The 25593-nt window shown below is 63.6% G+C and carries 27 protein-coding genes; 12 read left to right on the top strand and 15 right to left on the bottom strand.

Translation table 11 applies throughout. The features are described from left to right. Positions 1 to 163: 163 nt before the first annotated feature. Positions 164 to 838, bottom strand: coding sequence for a polysaccharide lyase family 7 protein (locus tag B4L76_RS06135; protein WP_296231212.1), 675 nt, complete (start codon positions 836 to 838; stop codon positions 164 to 166). 245 nt (positions 839 to 1083) lie between these two features. On the opposite strand from B4L76_RS06135, the gene B4L76_RS06130 reads away from it, so the two are divergent. Continuing rightward, entirely contained in the window at positions 1084 to 1395 is a 312-nt protein-coding gene (locus B4L76_RS06130) for a DUF1654 domain-containing protein (RefSeq protein WP_296231211.1), read from the top strand. Between the two features lie 38 nt (positions 1396 to 1433). Here B4L76_RS06130 and B4L76_RS06125 read toward each other — a convergent pair whose 3' ends face one another. The 3 genes from B4L76_RS06125 to B4L76_RS06115 form a co-directional block, all read right to left on the bottom strand. Continuing rightward, positions 1434 to 2252 (bottom strand): S24 family peptidase, encoded by an 819-nt coding sequence (locus tag B4L76_RS06125; protein WP_296231234.1) that lies wholly within the window; start codon positions 2250 to 2252, stop codon positions 1434 to 1436. 110 nt (positions 2253 to 2362) lie between these two features. After that, positions 2363 to 2545: a hypothetical protein gene (locus B4L76_RS06120; protein WP_296231209.1), complete on the bottom strand. Its 183-nt coding sequence runs from the start codon at positions 2543 to 2545 to the stop codon at positions 2363 to 2365. A gap of 93 nt (positions 2546 to 2638) precedes the next feature. Then, complete coding sequence (locus tag B4L76_RS06115; RefSeq protein WP_296231208.1) at positions 2639 to 2974, bottom strand: hypothetical protein; 336 nt, start codon at positions 2972 to 2974, stop codon at positions 2639 to 2641. Between the two features lie 162 nt (positions 2975 to 3136). Between B4L76_RS06115 and B4L76_RS06110 the strand changes: the two genes are divergently transcribed. Next, the gene (locus B4L76_RS06110) at positions 3137 to 3958 is read left to right on the top strand and encodes a shikimate 5-dehydrogenase (protein ID WP_296231207.1); all 822 of its coding nucleotides are present in this window, start codon (positions 3137 to 3139) and stop codon (positions 3956 to 3958) included. A 63-nt stretch (positions 3959 to 4021) separates the two neighbouring features. Here B4L76_RS06110 and B4L76_RS06105 read toward each other — a convergent pair whose 3' ends face one another. From B4L76_RS06105 to B4L76_RS06095, 3 genes are all read right to left on the bottom strand, one after another. Continuing rightward, positions 4022 to 4264, bottom strand: a complete 243-nt coding sequence (locus B4L76_RS06105) for a hypothetical protein (RefSeq protein ID WP_296231206.1) — start codon at positions 4262 to 4264, stop codon at positions 4022 to 4024. Between the two features lie 97 nt (positions 4265 to 4361). Continuing rightward, positions 4362 to 4889 (bottom strand): lactoylglutathione lyase, encoded by a 528-nt coding sequence (gene gloA, locus B4L76_RS06100; protein WP_296231205.1) that lies wholly within the window; start codon positions 4887 to 4889, stop codon positions 4362 to 4364. A 225-nt stretch (positions 4890 to 5114) separates the two neighbouring features. Continuing rightward, entirely contained in the window at positions 5115 to 5474 is a 360-nt protein-coding gene (locus B4L76_RS06095; RefSeq protein WP_296231204.1) for a histone-like nucleoid-structuring protein, MvaT/MvaU family, read from the bottom strand. A 363-nt stretch (positions 5475 to 5837) separates the two neighbouring features. Between B4L76_RS06095 and B4L76_RS06090 the strand changes: the two genes are divergently transcribed. Beyond that, complete coding sequence (locus B4L76_RS06090) at positions 5838 to 7127, top strand: OprD family porin (protein WP_296231203.1); 1290 nt, start codon at positions 5838 to 5840, stop codon at positions 7125 to 7127. Positions 7128 to 7194: 67 nt separating this feature from the next. Beyond that, positions 7195 to 7944 carry a precorrin-6A synthase (deacetylating) gene (cobF, locus tag B4L76_RS06085; RefSeq protein ID WP_296231201.1) on the top strand — a complete coding sequence of 250 codons (750 nt, stop codon included), beginning with the start codon at positions 7195 to 7197 and terminating at the stop codon, positions 7942 to 7944. Between the two features lie 79 nt (positions 7945 to 8023). Here the strand turns inward: cobF and B4L76_RS06080 are convergent, their stop codons facing one another. Continuing rightward, positions 8024 to 8374 carry a response regulator gene (locus B4L76_RS06080; RefSeq protein WP_296231200.1) on the bottom strand — a complete coding sequence of 117 codons (351 nt, stop codon included), beginning with the start codon at positions 8372 to 8374 and terminating at the stop codon, positions 8024 to 8026. 250 nt (positions 8375 to 8624) lie between these two features. Here B4L76_RS06080 and B4L76_RS06075 point away from each other — a divergent pair, with 250 nt between their 5' ends. The 5 genes from B4L76_RS06075 to B4L76_RS06055 are packed head-to-tail and all read left to right on the top strand — an operon-like array spanning position 8625 to position 15126. Next, complete coding sequence (locus tag B4L76_RS06075; protein WP_296231199.1) at positions 8625 to 12095, top strand: response regulator; 3471 nt, start codon at positions 8625 to 8627, stop codon at positions 12093 to 12095. Further along, complete coding sequence (locus tag B4L76_RS06070; RefSeq protein ID WP_296231198.1) at positions 12092 to 12913, top strand: CheR family methyltransferase; 822 nt, start codon at positions 12092 to 12094, stop codon at positions 12911 to 12913. The genes B4L76_RS06075 and B4L76_RS06070 overlap by 4 nt, the downstream gene beginning before the upstream one ends. Further along, positions 12910 to 13485: a chemotaxis protein CheB gene (locus B4L76_RS06065; RefSeq protein ID WP_296231197.1), complete on the top strand. Its 576-nt coding sequence runs from the start codon at positions 12910 to 12912 to the stop codon at positions 13483 to 13485. The genes B4L76_RS06070 and B4L76_RS06065 overlap by 4 nt, the downstream gene beginning before the upstream one ends. After that, positions 13479 to 14705, top strand: a complete 1227-nt coding sequence (locus B4L76_RS06060; RefSeq protein WP_296231196.1) for a hybrid sensor histidine kinase/response regulator — start codon at positions 13479 to 13481, stop codon at positions 14703 to 14705. The genes B4L76_RS06065 and B4L76_RS06060 overlap by 7 nt, the downstream gene beginning before the upstream one ends. A gap of 43 nt (positions 14706 to 14748) precedes the next feature. Further along, positions 14749 to 15126, top strand: a complete 378-nt coding sequence (locus B4L76_RS06055) for a response regulator (RefSeq protein ID WP_225777371.1) — start codon at positions 14749 to 14751, stop codon at positions 15124 to 15126. A gap of 57 nt (positions 15127 to 15183) precedes the next feature. Here B4L76_RS06055 and B4L76_RS06050 read toward each other — a convergent pair whose 3' ends face one another. From B4L76_RS06050 to B4L76_RS06040, 3 genes are read right to left on the bottom strand one after another with little or no spacing between them, the layout of a single operon-like run. Beyond that, entirely contained in the window at positions 15184 to 15765 is a 582-nt protein-coding gene (locus tag B4L76_RS06050; RefSeq protein ID WP_296231194.1) for a TetR/AcrR family transcriptional regulator, read from the bottom strand. Positions 15766 to 15777: 12 nt separating this feature from the next. Then, positions 15778 to 16626, bottom strand: coding sequence for a 3-hydroxybutyryl-CoA dehydrogenase (locus tag B4L76_RS06045; protein ID WP_296231193.1), 849 nt, complete (start codon positions 16624 to 16626; stop codon positions 15778 to 15780). Between the two features lie 13 nt (positions 16627 to 16639). Further along, on the bottom strand, positions 16640 to 17824 hold the full coding sequence (locus B4L76_RS06040; RefSeq protein WP_296231192.1) for an acetyl-CoA C-acyltransferase family protein: 1185 nt from the start codon (positions 17822 to 17824) through the stop codon (positions 16640 to 16642). A gap of 168 nt (positions 17825 to 17992) precedes the next feature. On the opposite strand from B4L76_RS06040, the gene B4L76_RS06035 reads away from it, so the two are divergent. Then, entirely contained in the window at positions 17993 to 19003 is a 1011-nt protein-coding gene (locus B4L76_RS06035) for an AraC family transcriptional regulator (protein ID WP_296231191.1), read from the top strand. Positions 19004 to 19071: 68 nt separating this feature from the next. Here the strand turns inward: B4L76_RS06035 and B4L76_RS06030 are convergent, their stop codons facing one another. Then, a complete protein-coding gene (locus B4L76_RS06030; protein ID WP_296231190.1) occupies positions 19072 to 19509 on the bottom strand; it encodes a carboxymuconolactone decarboxylase family protein in 438 nt (145 codons plus the stop codon). 195 nt (positions 19510 to 19704) lie between these two features. Between B4L76_RS06030 and B4L76_RS06025 the strand changes: the two genes are divergently transcribed. Both B4L76_RS06025 and B4L76_RS06020 read left to right on the top strand, forming a co-directional pair. Next, the gene (locus B4L76_RS06025) at positions 19705 to 20163 is read left to right on the top strand and encodes a nucleoside deaminase (RefSeq protein WP_296231189.1); all 459 of its coding nucleotides are present in this window, start codon (positions 19705 to 19707) and stop codon (positions 20161 to 20163) included. Beyond that, positions 20160 to 21356 (top strand): cyanate transporter, encoded by a 1197-nt coding sequence (locus B4L76_RS06020; protein ID WP_296231187.1) that lies wholly within the window; start codon positions 20160 to 20162, stop codon positions 21354 to 21356. Before B4L76_RS06025 ends, B4L76_RS06020 begins: the two co-directional genes overlap by 4 nt. Here B4L76_RS06020 and B4L76_RS06015 read toward each other — a convergent pair. The 3 genes from B4L76_RS06015 to B4L76_RS06005 form a co-directional block, all read right to left on the bottom strand. Then, positions 21349 to 22782: a PLP-dependent aminotransferase family protein gene (locus B4L76_RS06015; protein WP_296231186.1), complete on the bottom strand. Its 1434-nt coding sequence runs from the start codon at positions 22780 to 22782 to the stop codon at positions 21349 to 21351. The two genes, B4L76_RS06020 and B4L76_RS06015, sit on opposite strands and share 8 nt — an antisense overlap. Positions 22783 to 22867: 85 nt before the next feature. Beyond that, entirely contained in the window at positions 22868 to 23206 is a 339-nt protein-coding gene (locus B4L76_RS06010) for a hypothetical protein (RefSeq protein WP_296231184.1), read from the bottom strand. A gap of 190 nt (positions 23207 to 23396) precedes the next feature. Continuing rightward, entirely contained in the window at positions 23397 to 25568 is a 2172-nt protein-coding gene (locus tag B4L76_RS06005) for a malate synthase G (protein ID WP_296231183.1), read from the bottom strand. Between the last annotated feature and the right edge of the window lie 25 nt (positions 25569 to 25593).

Here is a 25593-nt window from a genome sequence, read left to right as displayed (position 1 = left end):
GTACATTGCCGATACAGCTGGTCGCGCTTGTGCCCGCGGCGTAGTCAGCCGGTTGTTTGCGGTCAAATGCGCTTGCCAGGCAGCGGCGCCTTCATCGCAAAACGTCCCGTGCAACCTGCGTCGGAACACAGGGCATCGGGACGTCTTTTTCGCCTAGCCAAGCTCAGACATGGGCCAGTGACAGATCGCTGATGATGCAGATCGAACCATCATCGGCCGGGGTCGTATCGGTGTAATCGACCTGGTTGTAGACCCCGCCATGGAACTCGAACCGGTGCGCCGCCCAACTGCTGTCGAATGGCAGGTCGCCGGAGCTGCCGGTCACCCCGTTGCAGCTGGCCGTCACGTTGACGACACCCTTGGCGCTGGCGTGGATGCTCACGAAGAACTTTGCTCCCAGTGGCACCCCCCTGAGCACCGTCGAGTTGACTGGGTCCGTCTGGTTGTAGGTCTGCCGGAACCCCAGGGTGATATCGCCTTTTTTCCAGAACACCTTCACTGGCGGGCTGTCGTCGCCGTATACGTGCATCTGCGCCACGACCACCTTCTGTGCCCAGTTTACCTTGGTGAGGGTCATTTCCTGACGGTTCCAGTGGTCGAGGGCACTGCCCAGCGTCCAGTAGGTCGGCTCGGACCACTCGCAGCGTGTCCGTCGGGTACTTTTGCTCGACACGCCTTTGGTCGGGGCAGAAAGCTGCACCGAACCGTCGGCGAGCACTGACACATACTGCGGATACTGGGCGATCGCTTCGCTGCCGGTGAGTTCGTCGGCGACCAGGCTGGTCGCGGATTCGGCCACCGGAACGGAAATGATGAGGTTGCTGATGTCTACGCTCATGGAAGTACTCCTTGATGGATAACGGGTTGTGCCCTTTGGGCTGGCAGCGACAATGGCGCCGCTGCTGATGAAAAACTTAGCCACGAGCTAAATTCTTGTCAATCGCTATGAGCTAAATTAATTTCGCTCGGCGATAAATTCGCTCCCGACCTGGGCTGTTTCCCGAACGGGGCTTTACGCTGATTTTGAGAAAGGGCTATGCTTGGTCTGGATACTGTACAAAAAAACAGTGTTGGAGGTGGCAGATGCACAGGCACATGAAGCCGACGCTGCAGCAGCGCCAGCAAATGACCGGTTTGGAGCGGCTGATCCTGCGGGTTTCAGCGATGATCAACCACCCGCTGGCACAGACCCAGCGTTGGGTTGTGGTCCATCGCCTGGATACGGATGGTGAGGCTGAGTGGAAGGAAGTGCTAAGCCTGCTGGCCGAAACGCCAGAGTTGGACCTGGCCTTCAATAACGACGGCAGTGTCACGCTGCGTTGGACGCGCAGCAGCGTGGCTGCGCACGACGATCTTGCCGTTGAGCAGCAGGTCGGCGAGGCTGCACCGTTCTGAGTTACATAAAGAAGCCCGCCAGGAGGGCGGGCTTGGCGTCATACCAGGTGCGCATTCCATACCAGCAACACCCTGGCCTGGATATAGGTTTCTTCTCGACGGACCATGCGGTCCTTGTGTCGCGAATTGTCGGAAATCATTTCGAAGTGCTCTTCATCGGCGATCTGCAGCCGCTTGATATAGAGGTGGTCACCCCAGCAAAACAGGTAGATGCCATCGCCGACGAACTCACGGATGCTGACGTCGACAATCAGTGGGTCGCGATGCCTGATGGTCGGCTCCATCGACTGGCCCCAGCCGGTCACCAATTTCAGGTGGTTATGGTCGCTGAACTCCACACCCAGCTCGCGCAGGTGGCTTGGGCTGACACGGACGTCCCTGAGCATTTCCGGGTAATCGTGGGGAATCTGCCCGCCGCCCATGGCCGCCCGCACGTCATAGTGGGCGATCCATACCTCGTCACCCACCAGGCCAGGCTGAGCCAGGTCGGCCTTGACCAGCGTGGCCTTTACCGGCTCCTCGGCAGCAGCCAGCAGCCGTTGCCGGGTTTCCTCGGGAATGCCTTTGCCGCTTCTGGCCAGCATCTGCTTGACCAGGTCAGCTGCGGACAGCTTGCTGTCGCCAATGTCAGGCAGGGCCTGCTCACCGGCTGCCGTGGTGTCGAACCAACCCCTGGGCAAGCCCTCTATACTCTCGATTCTGCGCGCCACGTCATCACCCAGGTTCTTTGCTGTCTTGTTCGAGAGGATCTGGCTGAGGTGTGCAGGGGCCATGCCCCAGCGTTCTGCACAGGAGCCCTTTCTCTGGTTACCGATCAGCTTGACCAGGTTGTGCTTGCGGATTTCGTAGATGTCCATGACGCGAAGCATGCCAGTGTTTAGCTCATTGCTAAATATGCCCAGGCAAAAAAAGGCCCACCAATAGGCGGGCCAGAAGGGCGTAGGGAGCAACGCACAACAAATGCGGGTCAGGCGACCAGGGTGCCTGGTTGCAGCTGTTCGATCAGCGCCTGGGCCGCGGCCAGGCTTGGCATCGGGCCGCTAACGGCTTCGCCGTTGCGCACCAGGTACCAACAGGCCAGCAGGCCTTGTTCACGCAACGAAGCGGGGACGGCGCTGCCGATAACGGACATGATCTGAATAGTGGCCATGGGGACCTCCTGTAAACATGGCTTCACCATACGCAGCAGCCGAGGCGGTTTGAAATCAACTTCCTCGATAGTGGTCATTAGTTCTATCAACCTTCACCAGCGCGGCGGGCCGTAATACACCGGTGGCGGGCCATAGTAGCCGCGGTAGCCCGGCGGTGGCGCATAGTAAGGCTGGTAGTACACCGGTGGTGGCGGTGGTTGTACGTACACCGGAGGCGGTGCGTAGTAGACCGGCTGGCGCTCGACATACACGGTACGCTCGCGCTCGCCATACACCGTCGCCCCGACCACAGCCCCGACCACGGCGGCACCTAACAGTGGGGCCGGACCATACCAACCACCGCCGCGATGGCCACCATGGGCGGCAGCGGGCCCGCTGATGGCCAGGGCACTGACCAGCAGGGCGACTGAAGGAATGTGGCGGTTCATAAAGCAACCTCGCAAGGACACCCCAAGCGTGGGGTCCTGTTAACTATGACTCCACTTTCGGTCAGCCGAGCACAGGGAAACGGTAAAGGTTGCGTAAGGGACGACCAGTGGTTGCCTCTGTTACGCTGCACAAACGTTTCAGTTATGAAAAAGGAGCAGGTCATGTCGACAAGTCCCAGCAGAGACACTGTGTTGTGCATTTCCCTGGCTGGCCGCCCCGGCACCTTCGGGGTGCGGTTCCATAATCATCTGTACCAGCAGCTGGGCCTGGACTTCTACTACAAGGCCATGCGCACCGATGACCTGCCGGCAGCAGTGGCGGGTATCCGCGCCCTGGGCATCCGCGGCTGCGGCGTATCGATGCCGTACAAGGAGGCCTGCTTGGCGTTGGTCGACGAGGTCGACCCCTCTGCGGCGGCCATCGAGTCAGTCAATACCCTGGTCAATACCAACGGCCATCTGAAGGCCTACAACACCGACTACCTGGCGGTACGCCAGTTGCTGGCGCAGCACCAGGTAGACCCGCGCACGGCATTTGCCCTGCGCGGCAGCGGTGGCATGGCCAAGGCCGTCGCCAGTGCCTTGCGCGATGCCGGGTTCGGCGAGGGCATCATTGTTGCGCGCAACGAGCAGGCCGGGCGGCAATTGGCGGATGTCTGTGGCTATCGCTGGGTGGCTGAGCTGGAGGACCTGTGCCCTCCGATGCTGATCAACGTGACGCCGATCGGCATGGCAGGCGGTGCGGAAGCCCAGCAACTGGCGTTTTCCGAAAACGCCATCGCTGCGGCAGAGCGGGTGTTCGACGTGGTGGCGATGCCGGCGCATACACCCTTGATTCGGCGGGCGCAGGCGTTGGCTAAACCGGTGATCACCGGGCTGGAGGTGATTGCGTTGCAGGCGCTGGAGCAGTTCGTGCTGTATACCGGTGTGCGACCGACGCCGGCGCAGGTGGAGGCGGCGGTGGCTTACGCCCGGGATATCTGATCATGCCTGTTCCGGCTCTTTCGCTGGGCCACCCGCAAAAGGGCCGGAACAGAACAGTCAGGATCAGAACACCTTGTGCCCTTTATCCAGTTGCTCGTCGACCAACGCCCGGCCATGGGCCAGCGACACATGTTGTGCATTCTCCAGGTCGGAGAAGAACTTCATCGGCATCCCCATGCGCTTGCTGGTATGCCCGTCGGGGTCGGTAATCAGGCATCCGGCGGCATAGGGCAGGGGTGAGTCGGGGTGGGGCATCACGCTGGCGGTGATGGTGTGCTGGCGGTATTCACAGTGAAGAGATTGCATCGTCCTTACCTCGCTGTGGCATGTGAAGCAGTTACCTTCATATACCACAGCAAGGGGCCGGGAGTTCCCGGCCCGACGAGCGCACCGCAAGGAACGCTCAGCCCTTGAGTTCGCTCGGCTGGATGACCTCGACCCAGTAACCGTCCGGGTCCTTGATGAAGGCCAGGTGGTTCATGCGTCCATCCTGCAGACGCTTCTGGAACGTTACACCCAGTTCCTCGAAGCGTGCGCAGGCGGCGCGCACATCCGGTACCGAAACGCAGATATGGCCAAAACCGCGCGGGTCGGTATTGCCGTTGTGGTAGGCGAACCCGGCATCGTTCTCGGTACCGTGGTTGTGGGTCAGTTCCAGCACGCCGGGGATCGACTTCATCCACTGGTGGCGTTCGGCGTCGTCGGCCGGGATCTGTGCCGGGTCGACCAGGGCCAGGAAGTAGAGGCTGAAGGCCGCTTCGGGGAAGTCACGCTTGTCCACCAGGCGGAAGCCCAGTACACGGGTGTAGAAGTCCAGGGACTTTTCGATGTCCTTGACCCGCAGCATGGTGTGGTTGAAGACGAACTGTGCAGTGGCAGCGTCCGGTTGGGCGGTGACGCCGGGCAGGGTTTGCAGATCGTGCAGGCTCATGGGAACTCCTGAGGCAAGGCCGGGCGCAGGGCGCCGGCAAAACAGACAGGCTGGCCATGATACGGCAGTGCGCCGATTGCGCAAATGAAAGCGCCCTGAATGAGGCAGGGCGCTGGAATTAGAGGCCCGCATGTGCGGGCGCGTGATGGGGTCGCTAGTCCTTTAGCTGTTTCGATACTGAGCCAGCCGTTGTGAAAAAAGTGTGAAGTGCGCGTGGATGTTTCATCAGCGTACCCAGCTTTCTACCGTGGCGGCTCCATACTGTTCTTTCCAGGCCTTGAGGCCGCGGTGATTGCCGCCTTTGGTCTCGATCCGCTCGCCGGTATGTGGGTTGGTGTAAACCTTCACCACGCGGGGGCGGCGCTGTTGCTTGGGTGCTGTACTGGGCGCCCGGGTCGCGCTCTTCGGGTCGAGAATGGCGATGATATCGCGCAGGCTCTTGTCGTAGCTTTTCATCAGGCCGACTAGTTTCTGCTCGAATTCGATTTCGCGTTTGAGGCCGGCATCCTTTTTCAACGCTTCCAGTTGCGCCATCTGTTCCTGGAGCGCTTTTTCGGCAGCACGAAACTCTGCAAGTCTGGACACTGTAATCACTCCTGTACGTCGGGTGTGGCAGGGCGTGACGAACATTGAGGAACTAAAAAAAACGCCGGCCACGCGGGTGGGTTATGTTGTTCGCTGATATCGAGTGTAGTCATTCAGCGGTACTGGGTAAACTGCAAACTTTTTTGAAGTAAGCCGGGAACTTTGCGACTGTCACGTACGTTATTTGCATTTTTTTTCATGGTTGCCCTGCTGCGTGCTTAGACCATGGTCCAATGGCTCGCCCTAGAGCGGTTTTGCGATCATTTCAGATGATGGCCGTCTATTCTTCGGCCGCCCCCGCAATACCGTGGCCAGCTTGCGCCACAGGTTATTTACTCGCCTTGATTCTGGATGTTTCCCCGCATGTTTGCCCCTTTCCCTCTCGCCCCCGGGCGTCGTGTTGCCGGCCTGTTCCTGTTGTGTGCCGGTGCCAATGCCCAGGCCGCCGGTTTTCTTGAAGACAGCAGCGCCAAGGTTGAAGCACGCAATGTCTATTTCAACCGGGACTTTCGTGATGGTCACAGCAGTTCCAGCCAGGGAGCGTCCAAGCGCGAAGAATGGGCACAAGGCTTCATCCTCAATGTGCAGTCCGGTTTTACCCAGGGCCCGGTAGGGTTTGGCGTGGATGCACTGGGCATGTTCGGCTTCAAACTGGACTCCAGCCCGGCGGACAGTAACAGCGGCCTGTTGCCGTCTTCTGGTCACGATCCGCGGCACTCGGCCGACCAGTACGCGAAGATGGGCCTGGCCGCCAAAGCCAAGCTTTCCAATACCGTGCTCAAGTACGGTTCGATGATGCCGGACGTGCCGCTGCTCAAGTACAACGATGGGCGCCTGCTGCCGACCCTGTTCCAGGGTGCCATGCTGACTTCCGAAGAAGTGCGCGACCTGAAGTTGACCTTGGCCCGCCTGGACAAATACACCGCACGGGATTCCACCGACCGTCAGGATATCCGCGTGCATTGCAAGAACAAGCGATATGCCTGTGATATCGAGGCCGACCATTTTGACCTGGCCGGTGTTGATTACCGTTTCAACGAGCGTCTCAGCGCCCAGTACCAGGTGGCCAAGCTGGAGAACATCTACCGCCAGCACTTCCTCGGCCTGGTGGCCAGCCAGCCACTGGCGGTGGGCAGCCTGTCGGCCGACCTGCGCTTGATCAAGAGTGATGACATCGGCAATGCCCGCGCTGGTGAAATCGACCACCGTGCATTCAGCGGCATGCTCGGCTACAGCCTGGGTGGCCACAAGCTCAGCGCCGGCTGGCAGCGTATGTACGGCGACAGTGCCATGCCGTACCTGGATGGCAGCAACCCATACTTGGTCAACTATGCCCAGGTCAACGATTTCGCCGCCGCCCAGGAACGCTCCTGGCAAGTGCGTTATGACTATGACTTCAAGGCCATGGGGGTACCCGGCCTGACCTTCTTCACCCGCTACATCAACGGTGACAGTATCAAGGTGCCGGGCAGTGCGGCCGAAGGCAAGGAATGGGAACGCGACACCGAACTCAAGTACCAGGTGCAAAGTGGCACGTTCAAGGACGTCAGCGTGCGGCTGCGCAATTCCACCTACCGCAGCAACTATGAACGTTGGGCGCGTGACATGGACGAGACCCGGGTCATCGTCAGCTACAACTTCTCGCTGTTCTGATCGCTGGCTTTGCCAAATACCGGCAGCCGCCTGACAATGGCTGCTGGTTCACGCGAAGGGCAGGGCAATGAAAGACCTGTTGTTGATTGGCATCGGCCCCGGTGACCCGCGCCAGATCACCTACGAGGCGGTCGAGGCGCTGGCCCAGGCCAGCGTGTTCTTCGTGCTCGACAAGGGCCGCGACAAGGATGAGCTGGTGCAACTGCGCAAGGCCATTTTGCAACGTTACCGGCCCGAGGGTGGCTACCGCCTGGTGCAGGTGGCCGACCCTGTGCGCGAGGCACACGCCGATGGCTACCTGGGTGCGGTACAGCATTGGCACCGCGAGCGCGCCGCCCTGTACGCGCAACTGATTGACCAGGAGATCGCCGCCGGGGAGGTGGGCGCCTTCCTGCTGTGGGGCGAGCCAGCCTTGTATGACAGTACCTTGCGCATTCTCGACCAAGTCCGTGAGCGCGGCGTGGCACTGCGCCTGCGGGTCATTCCCGGCATCAGCAGCGTGCAGGCCCTGGCCGCGCGTCACCAGGTGCCGCTCAACCGCATTGGTGAACCGCTGACGGTGCTGCCAGGGCGATGCCTGGCGACGCTGGGGCGTATCGACAACGTGGTGGTGATGCTCGATGGCCAGTGCGCATTTGCCCAGCTCGATGACCCGGCATTGGTGATCTACTGGGGCGCGTATCTGGGGACCGAAGATGAGGTGCTGATTGCCGGCCCATTACAGGCGGTTAAGGCGCAGATCCTCGAGGTGCGCGAACGGCAGCGCGGGCGCAAGGGCTGGATCATGGATACCTATCTGTTGCGCAGGGAGCCGTGAGGCGCGGTCAGCCCGGCAGCTGCAGGCCACGCGGGCCGGTCTGGGAGCGGGCAGGCCCGCCAAGCCGACTGCGCTCACCTCAAGCCGGGCCCACGATGTCTATCACCTTATCGCGCAATTGGTCGATGGTGAACGGCTTGCTGATCAGGTACATGCCTTCTGGTACATCGACGCTTTCGGCGTAGCCGCTGGCGAACAGCACCGGCAGCTTCGGCCGCAGTTCGCGCGCCTTGGCTGCCAGCGCCTCGCCGCGCATGTCCGGCAGCCCCACGTCGGTCATCATCAGCGCCAGGTCTTGGCCCAGGTTTTCGAGAATGCGCAGCGCCGCGCTGGCGTTTTCCGCCTCAATGACCGTGTAGCCTGACTCGTCGAGCACTTCGACCATCAGCATGCGGACGATGTCGTCGTCTTCGACTACCAGAAGGTGCATGGTTCCGATCCTGTACCAATTGAATTGTCTTTAATCTGTGCTCCGGGTGGCAGCAGAAGTTCCCCGAGGATACCGGTCCATGCAATCAGATGGAACGATTGGCGCACACCACCTTCAAATACTGGCTAAATGCCCTGCCAGACCCGCTAAAGCTGGTTAGACTCGCTTTACAGGACAGGGCATTGGCGAATAACGACAACGATTGATCGGCCACACTATTCATGGACTTTTCTTGCTCGGGCGTTTTCACATGATTCAAGCAGCCTCGATGGACCAGCGCAGCTTCCGCAAGTTGTTGACCCGCAACATCGGCCTCCCTTTGGGGGTGGGCCTGCTGGGGGCCTTGGCCTTCGTCGCAATGATCAACTACCTGCTTTCGGCCATGCAGTGGGTCGAGCATACCGACCGGGTCATCGGCAGCGCCAACGAGACGGTCAAGCTGTCGATCGACATGGAGACGGGTGTGCGCGGTTTCCTGATCACCGGCGACGAGCGTTTTCTCGACCCCTACGAGGTGGCCAAACCGCGAATTTTCGGCAGCCTGCAGGGCCTGCGCAGCATGGTCGAGGATAACCCGCAGCAGGTCGAGCGCATCGACCGCTTGGTCGCCCTGCAGCAGGCATGGAACGCCTTCGGCAGCGAACTCATCGCCCAGCGTCGCAGCCAGGGGGATTACCGCGCATCGATCGGCAGCGGCCGCGGCAAGCGCCTGACTGATGAAATCCGCAAGGAGTTCGACGCCCTGATCAACGCCGAGCAGCAGTTGCGTATGGCCCGTAACGAGCGGGTCAGCACGGTCACGGTCACGGTCATGGTGTCGTTCGTGCTGTTCATTGTCGGCCTGAGCGCCTTGCTCGCCTACCTGGGGCGGCGCGACCTGTTGGCGCTGTCGGCCAGCTACGATGACAACCTGCACGCCCAGCAACGCGCCACCGAGCACCTGGAACATCAGGCCTGGCTGCGCACCGGTCAGACGCAGCTCGCCGAGCAGGTACTGGGCCAACTGACCCTGCCGATGCTCGGTGACAACATCCTGCGCTTCTTCGCCGCTTACCTGGGCAGCGTGGTCGGGGCCTTGTACGTGCGTGACGAACATGGGCACCTGGTGCGGGTGGCCAGTTACGGCCTGGATGCCGAAGAGCAGGCCCGCGAGCAGGTACTGGGCGACCACGAAGGCCTGCTCGCCCAGGCGGTGCGCGAGGGGCGGCTGCTGCGCCTGGACAACTTGCCCGAAGGCTATTTCCACCTCAGCTCCGGTCTGGGCCGGGGCCTGCCGCGCAGCGCTGTACTGGTGCCGGCCAGTGAAGGCACGCAGACCAACGGCGTGCTCGAGCTGGGCTTCCTGCGGCCGTTGCAGCCACGTGACGAAGAACTGCTGCAACGGCTCGGTGGCAACATCGGCATCTCCATCGACAGCGCCCGCTACCGTCAGCGCCTGCAGGAAGTGCTGGCCGAAACCCAGCAACTGAACGAAGAGCTTCAGGTGCAGCAGGAAGAGCTGAAAACCGCCAACGAGGAGCTCGAAGAGCAATCCCGCGTGCTCAAGGAGTCCCAGGCCCACCTGGAAACCCAGCAGGCGGAGCTGGAGCAGACCAACGAACAGTTGTCCGAGCGTACCGAGGCGCTGGACCGCAAGAATGACGAACTGCTCCACGCCCAGGAACAACTGCAGGCGCGTGCCGAAGAGCTGCAACGGTCGAGCAAGTACAAGTCCGAGTTCCTCGCCAACATGTCCCACGAGCTGCGCACACCGTTGAACAGTTCGCTGATCCTGGCCAAGCTGCTGGCCGAGAACGTCGAAGGCAACCTCAGTGAGGAACAGGTCAAGTTCGCCGAATCCATCTACTCGGCCGGCAACGACTTGCTCAATCTGATCAACGACATCCTCGACATCGCCAAGGTCGAGGCCGGCAAGCTGGAAGTGCGCCCAGAAACCACCCAGCTGGAGCGCCTGGTCGAAGGCCTGCGCGGCATGTTCGAACCTTTGGCCGCGCACAAGGGCCTGGCCTTCGAGGTGACCACCGACGCCCAGGTGCCGGCCACCCTGTTCACCGACCGCCAGCGTCTGGAGCAGATCCTCAAGAACCTGCTGTCCAACGCGATCAAGTTCACCGAGCGCGGCCAGGTCAGCCTGAACATCGGCTACCAGCCCGACAGCGGCATCATCTTTGCCGTGCGTGATAGCGGCATCGGTATTGCCGCTGACCAGCAGCAGGCGATCTTCGGTGCCTTCCATCAGGTCGATGGCACCAGCAACCGGCGTTATGGCGGCACCGGCCTGGGGCTGTCGATTTCCCGCGACCTGGCGCATTTGCTGGGTGGGCAGATCCTCGTCGACAGCAGCCCTGGCAAAGGCAGTGTGTTCAGCCTGATCCTGCCGGAGCGCTACGAGCGCGAGGCACAGACGGCCGAGCCGCTGGCCCTGCGCCCGGCGGTCGATGCCTTGCCGCCTGCTGCCCCGACGCCACCGGTGACGGTGGCACAGCAGCGTCCGGCGCCGGCGTTTGCCGACGATCGCGAACGTGCACCGTTCAGCAACCGCTGCATCCTGGTGATCGAGGACGAGCCGAACTTCGCCCGCATCCTGTTCGACCTGGCCCACGAGCTGGGTTACAGCTGCCTGGTCGCGCAGGGTGCCGATGAGGGCTTCGAGCTGGCCCAGGAGTACCTTCCCGATGCCATCCTGCTGGACATGCGCCTGCCCGACCATTCCGGCCTCACCGTGCTGCAACGGCTGAAGGAGCAGGCCAGCACCCGGCACATCCCGGTGCATATCATTTCTGTTGAAGACCGGGTCGAGGCGGCCATGCACATGGGCGCCGTCGGCTACGCGGTCAAGCCCACCAGCCGCGAGGAACTCAAGGAAGTGTTCGCCCGCCTGGAGGCCAAGCTGACCCAAAAGCTCAAGCACATCCTGCTGGTGGAAGACGACGACCTGCAGCGCGAAAGCATTGCCCGCCTGATTGGCGATGACGATGTCGAGATCACCGCCGTGGCCATGGCCCAGGATGCCCTGGCGCTGTTGCGCGAGAACATCTACGACTGCATGATCATCGACCTCAAGCTGCCGGACATGCTCGGCAACGAGCTGCTCAAGCGCATGACCGCCGAGGATATCCGCGCGTTCCCGCCGGTAATCGTGTATACCGGGCGCAACCTGACCCGCGAAGAAGAAGCCGACCTGCTCAAGTATTCCCGCTCGATAATCATCAAGGGCGCGCGTTCGCCGGAGCGCCTGCTCGACGAAGTGACGCTGTTTTTGCACAAGGTGGAGTCGCAGTTGTCCAACGAACGCCAGCGCATGCTCAAGACCGCGCGCAGCCGCGACAAGGTGTTCGAGGGCCGCAAGGTGCTGCTGGTGGATGATGACGTGCGCAACATCTTCGCCCTTACCAGCGCGCTGGAACACAAGGGCGCGATCGTCGAGATCGGTCGCAACGGGCGAGAGGCGATCGAGCGCCTCGAACAGCATGACGATATCGACCTGGTGCTGATGGATGTGATGATGCCGGAAATGGACGGCTTCGAGGCCACCCGCCTGATCCGCCAGCAAGCGCGTTGGCGCAAGTTGCCGATCATTGCCGTGACCGCCAAGGCGATGAAGGATGACCAGCAGCGTTGCCTGCAGGCCGGCGCCAACGATTACCTGGCCAAACCGATTGACCTGGACCGCCTGTTCTCGCTGATCCGGGTCTGGCTGCCGCAACTGGAGCGAATTTGACTAGCGAACGTAACACCGACATTGAAATCCGCTTGCTGATCGAGGCCATCTACCTCAAGTACAGCTACGATTTCCGCAACTATTCCGGCGCTTCGATCAAGCGCCGGATCCTGCACGCGCTGCGCCAGTTCGATTGCCTGACGGTATCGGCACTGCAGGAGCGTGTGCTGCACGACCCCGGCATGTTCATGCAGTTGCTGCAGTACCTGACGATCCCGGTCAGCGAGATGTTTCGCGACCCGGAGCACTTCCTGGCTGTGCGCAACGAAGTGGTGCCGCTGTTGCGCACCTGGCCGTCGATAAAGGTCTGGATTGCTGGCTGCAGCACTGGCGAGGAGGTCTATTCGATGGCCATCCTGCTGCGCGAGGAAGGGCTGCTGGAACGTACCATCATCTATGCCACCGACATCAACCCGCATTCGCTGGACAAGGCCAAGCAGGGCATCTATTCGATGCAGAGCATGCGCGAATACGCGGAAAACTACCGCCTGGCTGGTGGCCGGCGGGATTTTTCCGAGTACTACACAGCGGCCTATGGCAATGCAATCATGGACAGCTCGCTGCGCGAAAACGTGACCTTCGCCGACCATAGCCTGGCCACCGACAGCGTTTTTTCCGAAACCCAGCTGGTGTCGTGCCGCAACGTCCTCATCTATTTCGACAAGGTATTGCAAGATCGCGCCCTGGGTCTGTTCCACGAGTCCCTGTGCCACCGCGGCTTCCTGGTGCTGGGCAGCAAGGAGTCGGTGGATTTTTCCGCCTACGCCGAGCGCTTCGAGCCGCTGGTCAAGCCCGAACGGATCTACCGTAAATCATGAACGGCGTGCGCGCGGTGGTGATCGGCGCCTCGGCAGGCGGCGTGACGGCCCTGTTCAAGGTGCTCGGCGCGTTGCCAGCCGGTTTTGCCCTGCCGGTGGTCTGTGTGCTGCACCTGCCGGATGACCGCCACAGCCAATTGGCCGAGGTGCTGCAACGCCGCTTGCGCCGGCCCGTGTGCGAGGCGCGCGACAAGCAGCTGCTGCGGCCTGGGCAGATCTATGTGGCCGGGCCGGGTTATCACCTGTCGGTGGAACGCGATTTCAGCCTGTCGCTCAGCCAGGAGCCGCCGGTGCATTTCTCCCGGCCGGCAATCGACTATCTGTTCATGTCGGCGGCCGACGCCTACGGTTCCGGCCTGCTTGGCGTGCTGCTCACCGGTGCCAACGAAGATGGTGCCGCAGGGCTTGCCTATATCAAGAACAGCGGGGGCCGGACCATCGTCCAGGACCCGCGCGATGCACAGGTTGCGCTGATGCCGGAGGCTGCCCTGGCCCTGCACCAGCCCGACCATATCCTTACTTTGAGTGGTATCGAGCAGTTGCTCGCTGCCCTGGAACCCAGCGCATGCTAAGCCACACCACCGCCAAACTGCTGATCGTCGACGACCTGCCGGAAAACCTGCTGGCCCTCGGCGCCTTGATCCAGGGCGAAGACCGTGAAGTGCATCAGGCCCAATCCGCCGAAGCGGCGTTATCGCTGTTGCTCGAACATGAATTCGCCCTGGCCATCCTGGATGTGCAAATGCCGGGCATGAACGGCTTCGAGCTGGCCGAGCTGATGCGCGGTACGGAAAAGACCCGCAATATCCCCATCGTCTTCGTCACCGCCGCCGGGCGCGAGATGAACTACGCCTTCAAGGGCTACGAAAGCGGCGCAGTCGACTTCCTGCACAAGCCGCTCGACACGCTGGCGGTCAAGAGCAAGGTGTCGGTGTTCGTCGACCTGTACCGCCAGCGCAAGGTCCTCGACCGCCAGCTGCAGGCACTGGAGCGCAGCCGTCAGGAGCAGGAAATGCTGCTCGCGCAGTTGCAGACGGCGCGGGCCGAGCTGGAGCATGCCGTGCGCATGCGTGATGACTTCATGTCGATCGTGTCGCATGAGGTGCGCACTCCGCTCAACGGCCTGATTCTGGAAACCCAGCTGCGCAAGCTGCACCTTTCGCGCGGCAACCTTGCCGCGTTCAGCAGCGACAAGCTCCAGGCCATGGTCGAGCGCGACGAGCGGCAGATCAACAGCCTGATCCGCCTGGTCGAGGACATGCTCGATGTGTCGCGCATCCGTACCGGCAAACTGTCGCTACGGCCCAAGGCGTTCGACCTGGGCCAGCTGGTGCGTGGCCTGGTGGAGAACTTTGCCGCCCAGGCCACCGCGCTGGAAACCCACATCGAACTGCAACGCTGCGAGCCGCTGTACGGTGAGTGGGACGAATTTCGCATCGAGCAGGTGCTGGCCAACCTGTTGTCCAATGCCTTGCGCTACGGTGAGCGCAAACCGGTGCACGTGCGCGTGTTCGAGGAAGATGGCCTGGCCTGCGTGCAGGTGCAGGACTACGGCATCGGCATTGGCGCGGCCAACCAGCAGCGCATTTTCCAGCAGTTCGAGCGGGTGGCTACCCAGCAGGCCAGTGGTGGCCTGGGCCTTGGGCTCTACATATCGGAGCAGATCGTCCAGGCCCATGGCGGGCGTATCCTGCTCGAGAGTGAAGAGGGCAAGGGCGCCACGTTCACCCTGCAGTTGCCGCTGGCGGCCTGCGCACAACAAAACGACCAGGCGCGAGCAACCTCTGCATGAGCCTGGGGTCACATGGCTGTTGCAAGCATTTCAAGGCGTTGACATGAGTGAAGATGCACAAGATGTGGTGCTGGTCGTCGAGGATGAACCGGCGATTCGCATGATCCTGCAGGATTACCTGGCAGGCGAGGGCTACCACGTGCTGGTGGCCGAAGATGGCGAGCAGGCGTTCGCGATCCTGGCCAGCAAACCGCACCTGGACCTGATGGTGACGGACTACCGCCTGCCCGGTGGGATATCCGGGGTGGAGATTGCCGAACCGGCGGTCAAGTTGCGGCCGGACCTGAAGGTGATTTTCATCAGCGGCTACCCGGCCGAGATTCTTGAATCCGGCAGCCCGATCACGCGCAAGGCGCCGATCCTGGCCAAACCGTTCGACCTGGATACCTTGCACGAGCAGATCCAGAGCCTGCTGCGGTAAAGCTGATGGCCCTGTTACCGGCAAGCCAGCGCGCACAGGTGACAGGGCCAGTACAGGTCAGCGCAGGGTCCGCTCCAGCCCGCCTACCAGCATGCTTTCCATCAAGCCCAGCCCTTGTTCCTCAGGCAACGCCTTCAACAGCCCCGGCAACTGGTTCAGCAGTGTCGCCAGCACATGCGCGGTAGCCACCAGCGCTTCACCCTGCAGCTTTGCCTGCGGTGCGATCAACCGCAGCAACCCCGCCTCATAGCGCTTGCGCAACAAGGCCAGGCGCGCCTGCTGGTCGTCGCTCAGGCAACACAGGTCGCGCTCCGCCAGGCGAAACTGCAACGGTCGTTCGGCATGCAACTGCCAGTGTGCTGCGATCAGGCAGCTCAACGCCGACGCCCCACGGGCCATGGCCCGGCGGCCTTGATCCAGGGTCGCCTGCAACTCCTCGTACAACTCCTCGATCAGGTCGTACAACAAGTCCTGCTTGCTGGGAAAGTGGTGGTACAGCGAGCCGGCAGTCAGGCCCACATGAGCCGCCAGCTCGCGCATGCTGACCTGGCCAAAGCCCTTTTCGGCAAACAGCGCCATGGCCCGCTCGCGTCGCTCCTCGAAATTGGCACAGCGCATCGCGGCATTGACCGGGGGCATGGCGTGCGCTCCTCAGTAGGTGAAGAAACCGCGGCCGCTCTTGCGTCCCAGCCAACCGGCCGCGACCATTTCCTTGAGCAGCGGGGCAGGGCGGTACTTGCTGTCGTTGAAGCCTTCATGTAAGGCTTCCATGATCGCCAGCAGCGTGTCCAGGCCGATCAGGTCGGCCAGGGCCAGCGGGCCGATCGGCTGGTTGCAGCCCAGGCGCATGCCGGTGTCGATGTCCTCGGCGCTGGCCAGGCCTTCCTGACGCACGAAGATCGCTTCGTTGATCATCGGCACCAGGATGCGGTTGACCACGAAGCCCGGGCGGTTGCCGGCGCTGATCGGGGTCTTGCCGACCTTCTCGGTCACCACCAGCGCCTGGGCATAGGTGCTGTCGCTGGTCTGCAGGCCGCGGATGATCTCGACCAGTGCCATCATCGGCACCGGGTTGAAGAAATGCACGCCGATGAAACGCTCGGGGTGCTCGATGCTGGCGGCCAGTTGGGTGACTGACAGCGACGAGGTGTTGGTGGCGATGATGCAATCGGCGGCGACGTTGGCCGCCACTTGCTGCAGGATGCGCTGCTTGAGCTGCAGGTTTTCGCTGGCCGCCTCGATCACCAGTTGCGTACCGCTGAGCTGGGTGTAGTCGGTGCTGGTGCGGATACGCGTTTTCGCCGTCGCAGCCTTGTCCGCATCGAGGGTGCCTTTGCTGACCTGGCGCTCGAGGTTCTTGCTCAGGGTGGCCACGCCGCGCTCCAGCGCCGCGTCGGAAACATCCACCAGCAACACTTGGTAGCCGGCTACCGCGCACACCTGGGCAATGCCGTTGCCCATGGTGCCGGCGCCAATCACGGCGATCTGTTCAATGCTCATGTATCAGCCTCCTTCAGACGCGTTCGAAGACCACGGCAATGCCTTGGCCACCGCCGATGCACATGGTGGCCAGGGCGTAGCGTCCCTGGATGCGCTGCAGCTCATGGATGGCCTTGGTGGCGATGATCGCGCCCGTGGCGCCGACCGGGTGGCCGAGGGAAATACCCGAGCCGTTGGGGTTGACCTTTTCCGGGTCGAAGCCCAGTTCGCGGGCCACGGCGCAGGCCTGGGCGGCAAACGCTTCGTTGGACTCGATCACGTCCAGGTCCTGCACCTTCAGGCCGGTCTTCTCGAGTACCTTGCGGGTGGCCGGGATCGGGCCCAGGCCCATCAGTTCCGGTTCGACGCCGGCATGGGCGTAGCCGACCAGACGTGCCAGCGGCTTGAGGCCCAGGCGGCGCACCGCGTCAGCCGTGGCCAGCACCAGGCCGCCAGCGCCGTCGTTGATGCCGCTGGCGTTGCCGGCAGTGACGGTACCGTCTTTCTTGAATACCGGCTTCATCCCGGCCAGTTGTTCGGCGGTCACTTCGCCGCGGACGTGCTCATCGACACTGAACTGCACGCTGCCCTTGCGGGTTTTCAGCTCCAGCGGGACGATCTGGCTGGCGAAACGGCCCTCGGCGATGGCGCGGGCGGCACGCCGCTGGCTGGTCAGGGCCAGTTCGTCCTGCATCTCGCGGGTAATGCCGTGCCTGGCCGAGACATTCTCGGCGGTGATGCCCATGTGGAAGTGCTCGAACGGGTCCTGCAGCACGCCGACGGTGTAGTCGATGCCTTGCAGGTCACCCATGCGCGCACCCCAGCGGGCCTGCGGCAGCAGGTACGGGCCACGGCTCATGGACTCGGCGCCGGCCGCCAGGGCCACGTCGGTGTCGCCGAGCAGCAGGCACTGGGCGGCCGAGACAATGGCCTGCAGGCCGGAGCCGCACAGGCGGTTGACGTTGAAGGCGGGGGTTTCCTTGGGGATGCCGGCGTTCATCGCCGCGACCCGGGCCAGGTAGGCATCGCGTGGCTCGGTGGGGATCACCGTGCCCATCACCAGATGGCCGATCTGCTCGGCATCCACACCCGAACGCTCGATGGCGGCACGGGTGATGGCGCTGGCTAGGTCAGCCAGCGGCAGGTCCTTGAGGGAGCCGCCGAAGCCACCGATGGCTGAACGGACGGCACTGACGACATAGATTTCTGTGCTGCTCATAGGGGCTCCGATTGCGAAGGCATGGCGGGACCGGGCCAGGCTCTGCGAGAATGGCCGGCAATCCCGGAGTGGGACCGAGTCTAGGCAAAGGCTCTGTTGCAGCCTATGCCGGAACTGTTCAGACAACCTGGCATTTTTTGCCACTCAGCATAGACAGCGAAAACCGCCATGCGCGATAGCGATTCGGTCGCCGTGTACTTCCTCAATGCCATGCTCCACGCCCTGCGCGGCTGCCCCGATGAACGCGATGCACAACTGCGCGCGGTGGGCATCGACCCGCAACTGCTCGCGCAGCCCCAGGCCCGCGTGCCGGCCAAGGCCTTTGCCCAGCTGTGGCTGGCGCTGATCCGGCGCCTGGATGACGAATTCTTCCGCCTCGACAGCCATGGCATGCCGCAGGGCAGTTTCGCACTGATCTGCCGGGGCTTGATCCTCGAGCCGAACCTGGAAAAAGCCCTGCGCCAGTGCATGGCCGGTTTCGGCCTGTTCCTGCGTGACTTGCGCGGCAGCCTGACGGTGCGCGGCGGGCGGGCCGTGATCAGCGTGCACTCGGACATTGCCGACCCGCTGACCCGGGTGTATGCCGAGGAAACCTACCTGGTGCTGATGATCGGCATGCTGTGCTGGCTGGCCGGGCGACGGATCGCCATCGACCGCACCGAGCTGGCGATGTCGCGCCCGGCGCAAGAGGACGACCTGTTGTTGTGGGGGCCGGACCTGCGTCTGGGTAGCGGGCGTACCGAAGTGGAGTTCGATAGCGCCTACCTGCGCCTGCCGGTGGTGCAGGATTTGGCGGCCTTGAAAACTTTCCTGCGCAGCGCACCACAGGGGCTGGTGATTCGCTTCCGCAACCAGAACGGGTTGGTGGCCGAGGTGTACCGGCATTTGCGGGCGCGGCGGTATGGGCAATGGCCGACGCTGGCGGCGCTGGCGCAGCAGCAGGGGGTCAGTGCCAGCACCTTCCGCCGCCAGCTGGAGCGGGAAGGTCGCTCCTACCAGCAGATCAAGGACGAGGTGCGCCGGGCAATGGCCTTCGAGCGCCTGCGTGAAGGGGTGCTGAGCATTGCCGAGATCGCCGAGCAGGCGGGGTTCCAGGAGCCCAGTGCGTTCCACCGGGCGTTCAAGAAGTGGACCGGACAGAGTCCCGGCAGCTACCGGGCGCGGTTGGCCGGGCGTTGAGCGGTCACCTGTGCCGGCTTCTTCGCTGGCTTGCCCGCGAAGAGGCTGGCACAGGCTGCGCTCACTGATCAGGCCGGTACCATGGCAAACCCGACGCCAAAGCGGTTCCAGGCATTGATGGTGGCAATCGCCAGGGTCAGGTTGGCCACCTCGGCCGCTTCGAAGTGCTCCAGCAAAGCTTCATACTGTGCCTGCGGCGCACCGTGCTCGGGCAGCCGGGTCAGGCTCTCGACCCAGGCCAGCGCAGCACGCTCGCGTGGGCTGAAGTAGGCGGTTTCCTGCCAGACGCACAAGGTCTGCAAGCGCGCTTCGGTCTCACCGGCCTTGCGAGCATCGTTGGCGTGCAGGTTGACGCAGTAGGCGCAGCCGTTGATTTGCGAAGCCCGCAGGCGCACCAGTTCCAGCAGCGATTGCTCCAGGCCGCTCCTGGCCAGGGCCTGTTCCAGGCCGACCATCGCCTGGTAGGCCTCGGGGGCGTGCCTGGCCCATTCGATACGGTTGTGCATGGCTATCTCCAAGGGGGTAGGTGGGATGGCGCTACTGTAGCGCCGGCCGTGCGCCGCCCCGATAGCCAATCGCGCGCATGAGGAGGAGGCCAATCGGCTATTCGGCTGGCCACTGACAGGCATCCAATCTCTTCATTTCTGCCCGGACGTCCGGGCCGGGATAATGACCGGGAGTTGCTACTGGAGAAGCCATTCATGTCCGCAGAACATTTCATGCGCGAAGCCCTCGACCTGGCCCGCGCCAACATCCGCGCCGGTGGCCGGCCCTTCGGCGCCGTGCTGGTGTACCAGGGGCAGGTGCTGGCGCGCGCGGTCAACGAGATCCACAGCACCCAGGACCCTACCGCCCACGCCGAGATGCAGGCCATCCGCAAAGCCAGCCATGCGCTGGGCCAGGCGCGCCTGGCGGGTGCCGAAATCTACGCCAGCGGCCACCCATGCCCGATGTGCCTGGCGGCCATGCACCTGTGTGGTATCGAGCGCGCCTGGTTTGCCTACGACAACACCGAGGGCGAACCCTTCGGCTTGTCCACTGCGGCGGTCTACGCGCAGATGGCCCGCCCGCCGCAACAGCAGAGCCTGCCGCTGCGTGCGCTGAAGCCCAGCGGCGAAGCCGGCCTGTACCTGGAATGGCAGCAGGCCAACAAGCAATGAGAGCGGCCCTGAACCTGTTGCTGGTGATCTTGCTGGCACTGAACCTGAGGCCGATCCTGACCAGTATCGGCCCGTTGCTCGAAGCCATGCGCGCCAGCACCGGGCTGGGCTATCAGCAGGCGGCCTTGCTGACGGCGTTGCCGGTGCTGTGCATGGGCCTGGTGCCGCTGCTGCAGCCGTGGTTGCAGCGCTGGCTCAGCGAACATCGCGGCATGCTCGCGGGCCTGGCGGCGTTCGCCCTGGCCTGCCTGTGGCGGCTGCAGCTGGACAGTGCCTGGGCGCTGATCGCCAGTGCGCTGCTGGCCGGCCTGGGGGTAGCACTGGTACAGGGCATGATGCCAGGGTTGGTCAACCGTTGGTTCCCCGGGCGCCTGGCCGCAGCGATGGGCCTGTATTCGGCGGCGCTGATGAGCGGCGGCGGCCTGGCCGCCGTGCTCGGGCCGCACGTCAGTGACTACTTTGGCCACTGGCAGGTCGGCCTGGGCCTGTGGGCCGCCCCTGCGCTGCTGGCACTGCTTGCCTGGGCCATGCTGCGGCCCCGCCGGCACGTACCGATGCAAGCCGGTGCCGCGCGCGGGCACTGGTTCGGGACGCGCCGGGCGTGGTTGCTGGCGCTGTACTTCGGCCTGATCAATGGCGGCTACACCAGCATGGTCGCCTGGTTGCCGGCCTATCACATCGAGCATGGCGGCAGCGCCCAGGGCGGCGCAGACCTGGTTGGCCTGATGACCCTGTTCCAGGTGGCTGGTGCACTGGGCCTGCCGCTGCTGTTGCGGCGCTGGCCAGACCGCCGCCCCGGCCTGTGGCTGGCGCTGGCGATCCAGCTGGCGGGTTTCCTCGGCCTGCTGTTGGCGCCAACACTGGCACCGGCGCTGTGGGTGGCGTCGATCGGCTTTGGCCTGGGCGCCTGTTTCAGCCAGAGCCTGACGTTGACCCTCGAGCATCTCAAGACCCCGACCGAGGCGGGCAGCCTGGCGGCGTTCGTGCAGGGGATCGGTTTCATCATCACCGGCATCGTGCCGTACATCACTGGCTGGTTGCGTGATGTGAGCGGCGACTTCCAGGCGTCCTGGACGCTGCTGAGCGTGACCGTGCTGGCAATGCTGCTGGTGACTGTCTGCTTCAACCCGCGCGGCTATGCCGCTGCCATCACCCGCCCGCTGCCGGCAGTCAAGACCGCGGTGGTCAACTGAGACGCTGCAAGGTATCGCGCACGCGGTCCAGCGCCGGGTCGATGTCCAGCAGTTCGATGGCGCCAAAGCCCAGCAGCAGCCCGGGGCGCACCGCTGCCTCGCTGAAGAACGGTGCCAGCGAGTAAAGGCCGACCTCCACCTTGCGTGCCAGGTTGGCCAGCAGTTCGATATCCACCCCAGGCTTGGCCAGCGCGCTGAGGTGGAAGCCGGCACTGGCGGGGATGGCGCTGAGCCATGGCGCCAGGTCACCGCCCAGGCGCGCCAGGATGCGTTCGCGGCGGGCGCTATATATGTCATGGCAACGGCGGATGTGTCTGTTCAGGTGGCCTTCGGCCAAAAAGCGCGCCAGCGCCCACTGCAACAGGGTCGGGCTGTGCCAGTCACTGAGGTGCTTGGCCACGCAGGCGGCTTGCAGCACGGCTGGTGGAAGCACGGCATAACCCAGGCGCAGTTCTGGCAGCAGGGTCTTGGAGAACGTTCCCACGTAGGCCACCAGGCCATGGCGGTCGAGGCGCTGCAGCGCATCTGCAGCCGGCCCGTGGTAGCGAAATTCGCAGTCGTAATCGTCTTCGATGATCAACGCCCCCAGCTCGGCGGCCCGCGCCAACAGGGCGTGCCGGCGTTGCTCGCTCATCGGCATGCCCAGCGGGAACTGGTGCGACGGCGTCACATAGATCAGCCGGGTACCGTCGGCGATCTGTTCCACGCACAGGCCTTCGTCGTCCACCGGCACGCACTGCAGGCGCGCACCCAGCGCCAGGAACAGTTGCCGTGCGGGCGGATAGCCGGGGTCCTCCATGGCCACCTGGCAACCCGGCTCGATCAGAACCCGGGCGATCAGGTCCAGTGCCTGCTGGGCGCCGTTGCACACCAACAGGTCGGCGGCACTGCAGTGCACACCCCGGGCGTAGGCGATGTGATGGGCAATGGCCTCGCGCAGCTCGGGCAGGCCCTGGGCCGGAAAGTGCCGTTCGGGGTGGCGCTGGCTGCGGCGCAGGGCGTAGTTCAGGCAACTGCGCCACTGGTCGAACGGGAACTGCGCCTTGTTCGAGGCCCCACCGATGAAGTCATAGCGTGAGGGGGATTCCAGCTGGCGACGGCCGAGCACGGTGGCGCGTTGTTGCCAGCGTTCCAGCGAAGCGGCGCTGGCCAGCGGGATGGTGCTGGACGTACTGCTGCGCAGCGGCTGACGCGGGGCGATGAAGGTACCGCGGCCGACCACTCCGCTCAACAGGTTGTCATAGGTCAGGCGGGAGTAGGCTTCGGCCACGGTCTTGCGTGACACGCCGAGTTGTTCGGCCAGCAGGCGGCTTGGCGGCAGTTGGGTGCCGGCGGCCAGGTGGCCGCTATCGATGCCGGCACGCAATTGCTGGTAGAGCTGGTCGGCCAGGCCTTTGCGGCCGTGCAGGCGAATATGCAGTTCCATGGACGGGTCCGCAGTGGGAGGTGCGCTCAGGATAGCGGGTAGAAACGGCCTTGTGTTGCGCCAGGGTGGGATGGCATGCGGGTGCTCAGAAGCGGGCTGTACTCACCGTGATATAGCCTTTGTCCGCCAAGGCTATGCGGATCACCGTTTCATCCGCTGGCGCCGCGCGGGTGCGCTTGATGCGCACGCCTTCCACTGCTGCCGCCTTCATATGCTGCGCAATGGCCCGCCCGTGCGCGTCGAAGAACACTTCGCTGGCCAGCAACTCGATACGCTCGATCAGCTGACGGGAGCGTTCATCCGTGGCGCAGAAGAACATCACCCCCGACAGGTGTGGATCTTCATCGGGGTTGCTCATGTCATGGGCCAGCAGTTCGCGCAGGCTGCTGCGCAATTCGGCGGTGGAGCGGGCGTACTGGTGCATGCGGAGCCTCCTCTGGATCGCGACCTTGCGTCATCCAGAGCCGATCATGTTTTCAACGGCCAAGGGCAACAAGTAGGGGGTTTCCGAGCGCCGCGTGGGAAAATTCTGAGCGGGACGATGCCCGCTCAGACTGGCAAGGAGGCAAGGGTGGCAGCGGGCTTTCAGCTGCTCCTGACCAGGGCGGCGCGCTCTAGCGCTGAACCTCCTGTTTGAAGCGCAACCGCCAGCCATGCAGCAATGGCTCGGTGTAGCCGCTTGGCTGCTTGCGCCCTTCGAACACCAGCGCCCGCGCGGCGCGAAAGGCATGTGAGGCGGCGAAATCGGCCGCCATCGGCCGGTACGCCGGGTCGGCGCCATTCTGCTGGTCGACCACGGCGGCCATGCGCTGCAAGGTCGCCTCGACCTGTTCGGCATCCACCACTCCATGGTGCAGCCAGTTGGCAATGTGCTGTGCCGAAATCCGCAAGGTCGCGCGGTCTTCCATCAGGCCCACGTCATGGATATCTGGCACCTTGGAACAGCCGACGCCTTGCTCGACCCAGCGCACCACGTAGCCGAGGATCCCCTGGCAGTTGTTGTCGAGCTCGGCCTGGATCTCGTTGGCGGTCCAGGGGCGATCGGGACTGACCGGGACACTGAGCAAGTCATGCAGCAGCTCGGCCCGCTGGGCATCTGGGTCAACCTGTTCCAGCGCTTGCTGCACGGCAGCCACATCCACCTGGTGATAATGCAGCGCATGCAGCGTCGCGGCAGTGGGCGAGGGCACCCAGGCGGTGTTGGCGCCAGCCCTGGGCTGGGCGACTTTCTGTTCGAGCATGGCCGCCATCAGGTCGGGCATGGCCCACATGCCCTTGCCGATCTGCGCCTTGCCGCGCAGGCCGCAGGCCAGCCCGACCAGCACGTTGCTGCGCTCGTAGGCCTGGATCCAGGCGCTGCCCTTCATGTCGCCCTTGCGCAGCATGGCACCGGCTTCCATGGCCGTGTGCATCTCGTCGCCGGTGCGGTCGAGGAAGCCGGTGTTGATGAACACCACGCGTGACGCGGCGTTGGCGATGCAGGCCTTGAGGTTGACGCTGGTTCGCCGCTCCTCGTCCATGATGCCCATCTTCAGCGTGTACGCAGGCAGGCCCAGCAGGGCTTCGACGCGGCTGAACAGTTGGTCGGCGAAGGCCACTTCGGCTGGCCCGTGCATCTTCGGCTTGACGATGTACAGGCTGCCCTCGCGGGAATTGCCACGGCGCTTGAGGTCGTGCAGGCCGATCAGGCTGGTGACCACGGCATCGAGGATGCCTTCCGGAATCTCCTGGCCGTCACGGTCGAGAATGGCCGGGTTGGTCATCAGGTGGCCCACGTTGCGGATGAACAGCAGCGAGCGGCCCGGCAGGGTCAATGGCTGGCCGTCCGCGCCTTGGTAGTCGCGGTCTGCCGCCAGGCTGCGAACAAAGGTCTTGCCGCCCTTGCTGACCCGTTCGCTGAGGTCGCCCTTCATCAGGCCGAGCCAGTTGCGGTACACGTTGACCTTGTCGTCGGCATCCACCGCGGCCACCGAGTCTTCGCAATCGATGATGGTGGTGAGCGCCGCCTCCAGGAGAATGTCCTTGACCCCGGCCGGGTCCTGCTGGCCGATCGCGTGGCTGGGGTCGATCTGGATTTCGAAATGCAGCTGGTGATGTTGCAACAGGATCGCGCTCGGCCTGTTCGGCTCACCTTGGTAGCCGCGCCATTGCCCAGGGTGTTCAAGACCGACCTGGCGGCCATCGGCCAAGGTGACTTGCAGCCTGCCCTGGTTGACCGTGTAGGCCCTGGCATCGCCATGTGATGCTCCTTGTAGCGGCGCACTGGCATCGAGGAACTGGCGGCCAAAGGCAATTACCTTGGCGCCGCGTACCGGGTTGTAGCCGTGGCCACGTTCGGCACCCTCGGTTTCGGCGATGGCATCGGTGCCATACAGCGCATCGTACAGCGAGCCCCAACGGGCGTTGGCGGCATTCAGGGCATAGCGGGCGTTGCTCAGCGGTACCACCAGCTGCGGGCCGGCCTGCACGGCAATTTCGCGGTCGACGTTGCGGGTACCGACCTGCACCCTGGCGGGCGCTTCCACGAGGTAGCCGATGCTGCGCAGGAATTGCTGATAGGCGGCCATGTCATTGATCGGGCCGGGGTGCTGGCGGTGCCAGTGGTCCAGTTCGGCCTGCAGGCGCTCGCGTTCGGCGAGCAGGGTGCGGTTGTGCGGGGCGAGGTCATGAACCAGGGTGCTGAAGCCTTGCCAGAAGGCGCAGGCCTCGATACCGGTGCCGGGCAGCACCTCGTCTTCGATGAAACGCTGCAGGGTGGGGGCGATGTGCAGTGGGTGGTTTGGCATGTCTGTTGGCTCGATAGTCTGTCTG

It is taken from the genome of Pseudomonas sp. UBA4617 (assembly GCF_002386445.1).
In the GTDB taxonomy this organism is placed as follows: Bacteria; Pseudomonadota; Gammaproteobacteria; order Pseudomonadales; family Pseudomonadaceae; genus Aquipseudomonas.
Note: the sequence above shows the minus strand (reverse complement) of the source record. Positions and strands in the feature narration are given on the sequence as shown.

Bases quoted from the DNA above. Each gene is read 5' to 3' on its own strand.
- B4L76_RS06135 (WP_296231212.1), bottom strand. From the start codon at position 838: ATGAGCGTAGACATCAGCAACCTCATCATTTCCGTTCCGGTGGCCGAA.
- B4L76_RS06130 (WP_296231211.1), top strand. From the start codon at position 1,084: ATGCACAGGCACATGAAGCCGACGCTGCAGCAGCGCCAGCAAATGACC.
- B4L76_RS06125 (WP_296231234.1), bottom strand. From the start codon at position 2,252: ATGGACATCTACGAAATCCGCAAGCACAACCTGGTCAAGCTGATCGGT.
- B4L76_RS06120 (WP_296231209.1), bottom strand. From the start codon at position 2,545: ATGGCCACTATTCAGATCATGTCCGTTATCGGCAGCGCCGTCCCCGCT.
- B4L76_RS06115 (WP_296231208.1), bottom strand. From the start codon at position 2,974: ATGAACCGCCACATTCCTTCAGTCGCCCTGCTGGTCAGTGCCCTGGCC.
- B4L76_RS06110 (WP_296231207.1), top strand. From the start codon at position 3,137: ATGTCGACAAGTCCCAGCAGAGACACTGTGTTGTGCATTTCCCTGGCT.
- B4L76_RS06105 (WP_296231206.1), bottom strand. From the start codon at position 4,264: ATGCAATCTCTTCACTGTGAATACCGCCAGCACACCATCACCGCCAGC.
- gloA (WP_296231205.1), bottom strand. From the start codon at position 4,889: ATGAGCCTGCACGATCTGCAAACCCTGCCCGGCGTCACCGCCCAACCG.
- B4L76_RS06090 (WP_296231203.1), top strand. From the start codon at position 5,838: ATGTTTGCCCCTTTCCCTCTCGCCCCCGGGCGTCGTGTTGCCGGCCTG.
- cobF (WP_296231201.1), top strand. From the start codon at position 7,195: ATGAAAGACCTGTTGTTGATTGGCATCGGCCCCGGTGACCCGCGCCAG.
- B4L76_RS06080 (WP_296231200.1), bottom strand. From the start codon at position 8,374: ATGCACCTTCTGGTAGTCGAAGACGACGACATCGTCCGCATGCTGATG.
- B4L76_RS06075 (WP_296231199.1), top strand. From the start codon at position 8,625: ATGATTCAAGCAGCCTCGATGGACCAGCGCAGCTTCCGCAAGTTGTTG.
- B4L76_RS06065 (WP_296231197.1), top strand. From the start codon at position 12,910: ATGAACGGCGTGCGCGCGGTGGTGATCGGCGCCTCGGCAGGCGGCGTG.
- B4L76_RS06060 (WP_296231196.1), top strand. From the start codon at position 13,479: ATGCTAAGCCACACCACCGCCAAACTGCTGATCGTCGACGACCTGCCG.
- B4L76_RS06055 (WP_225777371.1), top strand. From the start codon at position 14,749: ATGAGTGAAGATGCACAAGATGTGGTGCTGGTCGTCGAGGATGAACCG.
- B4L76_RS06050 (WP_296231194.1), bottom strand. From the start codon at position 15,765: ATGCCCCCGGTCAATGCCGCGATGCGCTGTGCCAATTTCGAGGAGCGA.
- B4L76_RS06045 (WP_296231193.1), bottom strand. From the start codon at position 16,626: ATGAGCATTGAACAGATCGCCGTGATTGGCGCCGGCACCATGGGCAAC.
- B4L76_RS06040 (WP_296231192.1), bottom strand. From the start codon at position 17,824: ATGAGCAGCACAGAAATCTATGTCGTCAGTGCCGTCCGTTCAGCCATC.
- B4L76_RS06035 (WP_296231191.1), top strand. From the start codon at position 17,993: ATGCGCGATAGCGATTCGGTCGCCGTGTACTTCCTCAATGCCATGCTC.
- B4L76_RS06030 (WP_296231190.1), bottom strand. From the start codon at position 19,509: ATGCACAACCGTATCGAATGGGCCAGGCACGCCCCCGAGGCCTACCAG.
- B4L76_RS06025 (WP_296231189.1), top strand. From the start codon at position 19,705: ATGTCCGCAGAACATTTCATGCGCGAAGCCCTCGACCTGGCCCGCGCC.
- B4L76_RS06020 (WP_296231187.1), top strand. From the start codon at position 20,160: ATGAGAGCGGCCCTGAACCTGTTGCTGGTGATCTTGCTGGCACTGAAC.
- B4L76_RS06015 (WP_296231186.1), bottom strand. From the start codon at position 22,782: ATGGAACTGCATATTCGCCTGCACGGCCGCAAAGGCCTGGCCGACCAG.
- B4L76_RS06010 (WP_296231184.1), bottom strand. From the start codon at position 23,206: ATGCACCAGTACGCCCGCTCCACCGCCGAATTGCGCAGCAGCCTGCGC.
- B4L76_RS06005 (WP_296231183.1), bottom strand. From the start codon at position 25,568: ATGCCAAACCACCCACTGCACATCGCCCCCACCCTGCAGCGTTTCATC.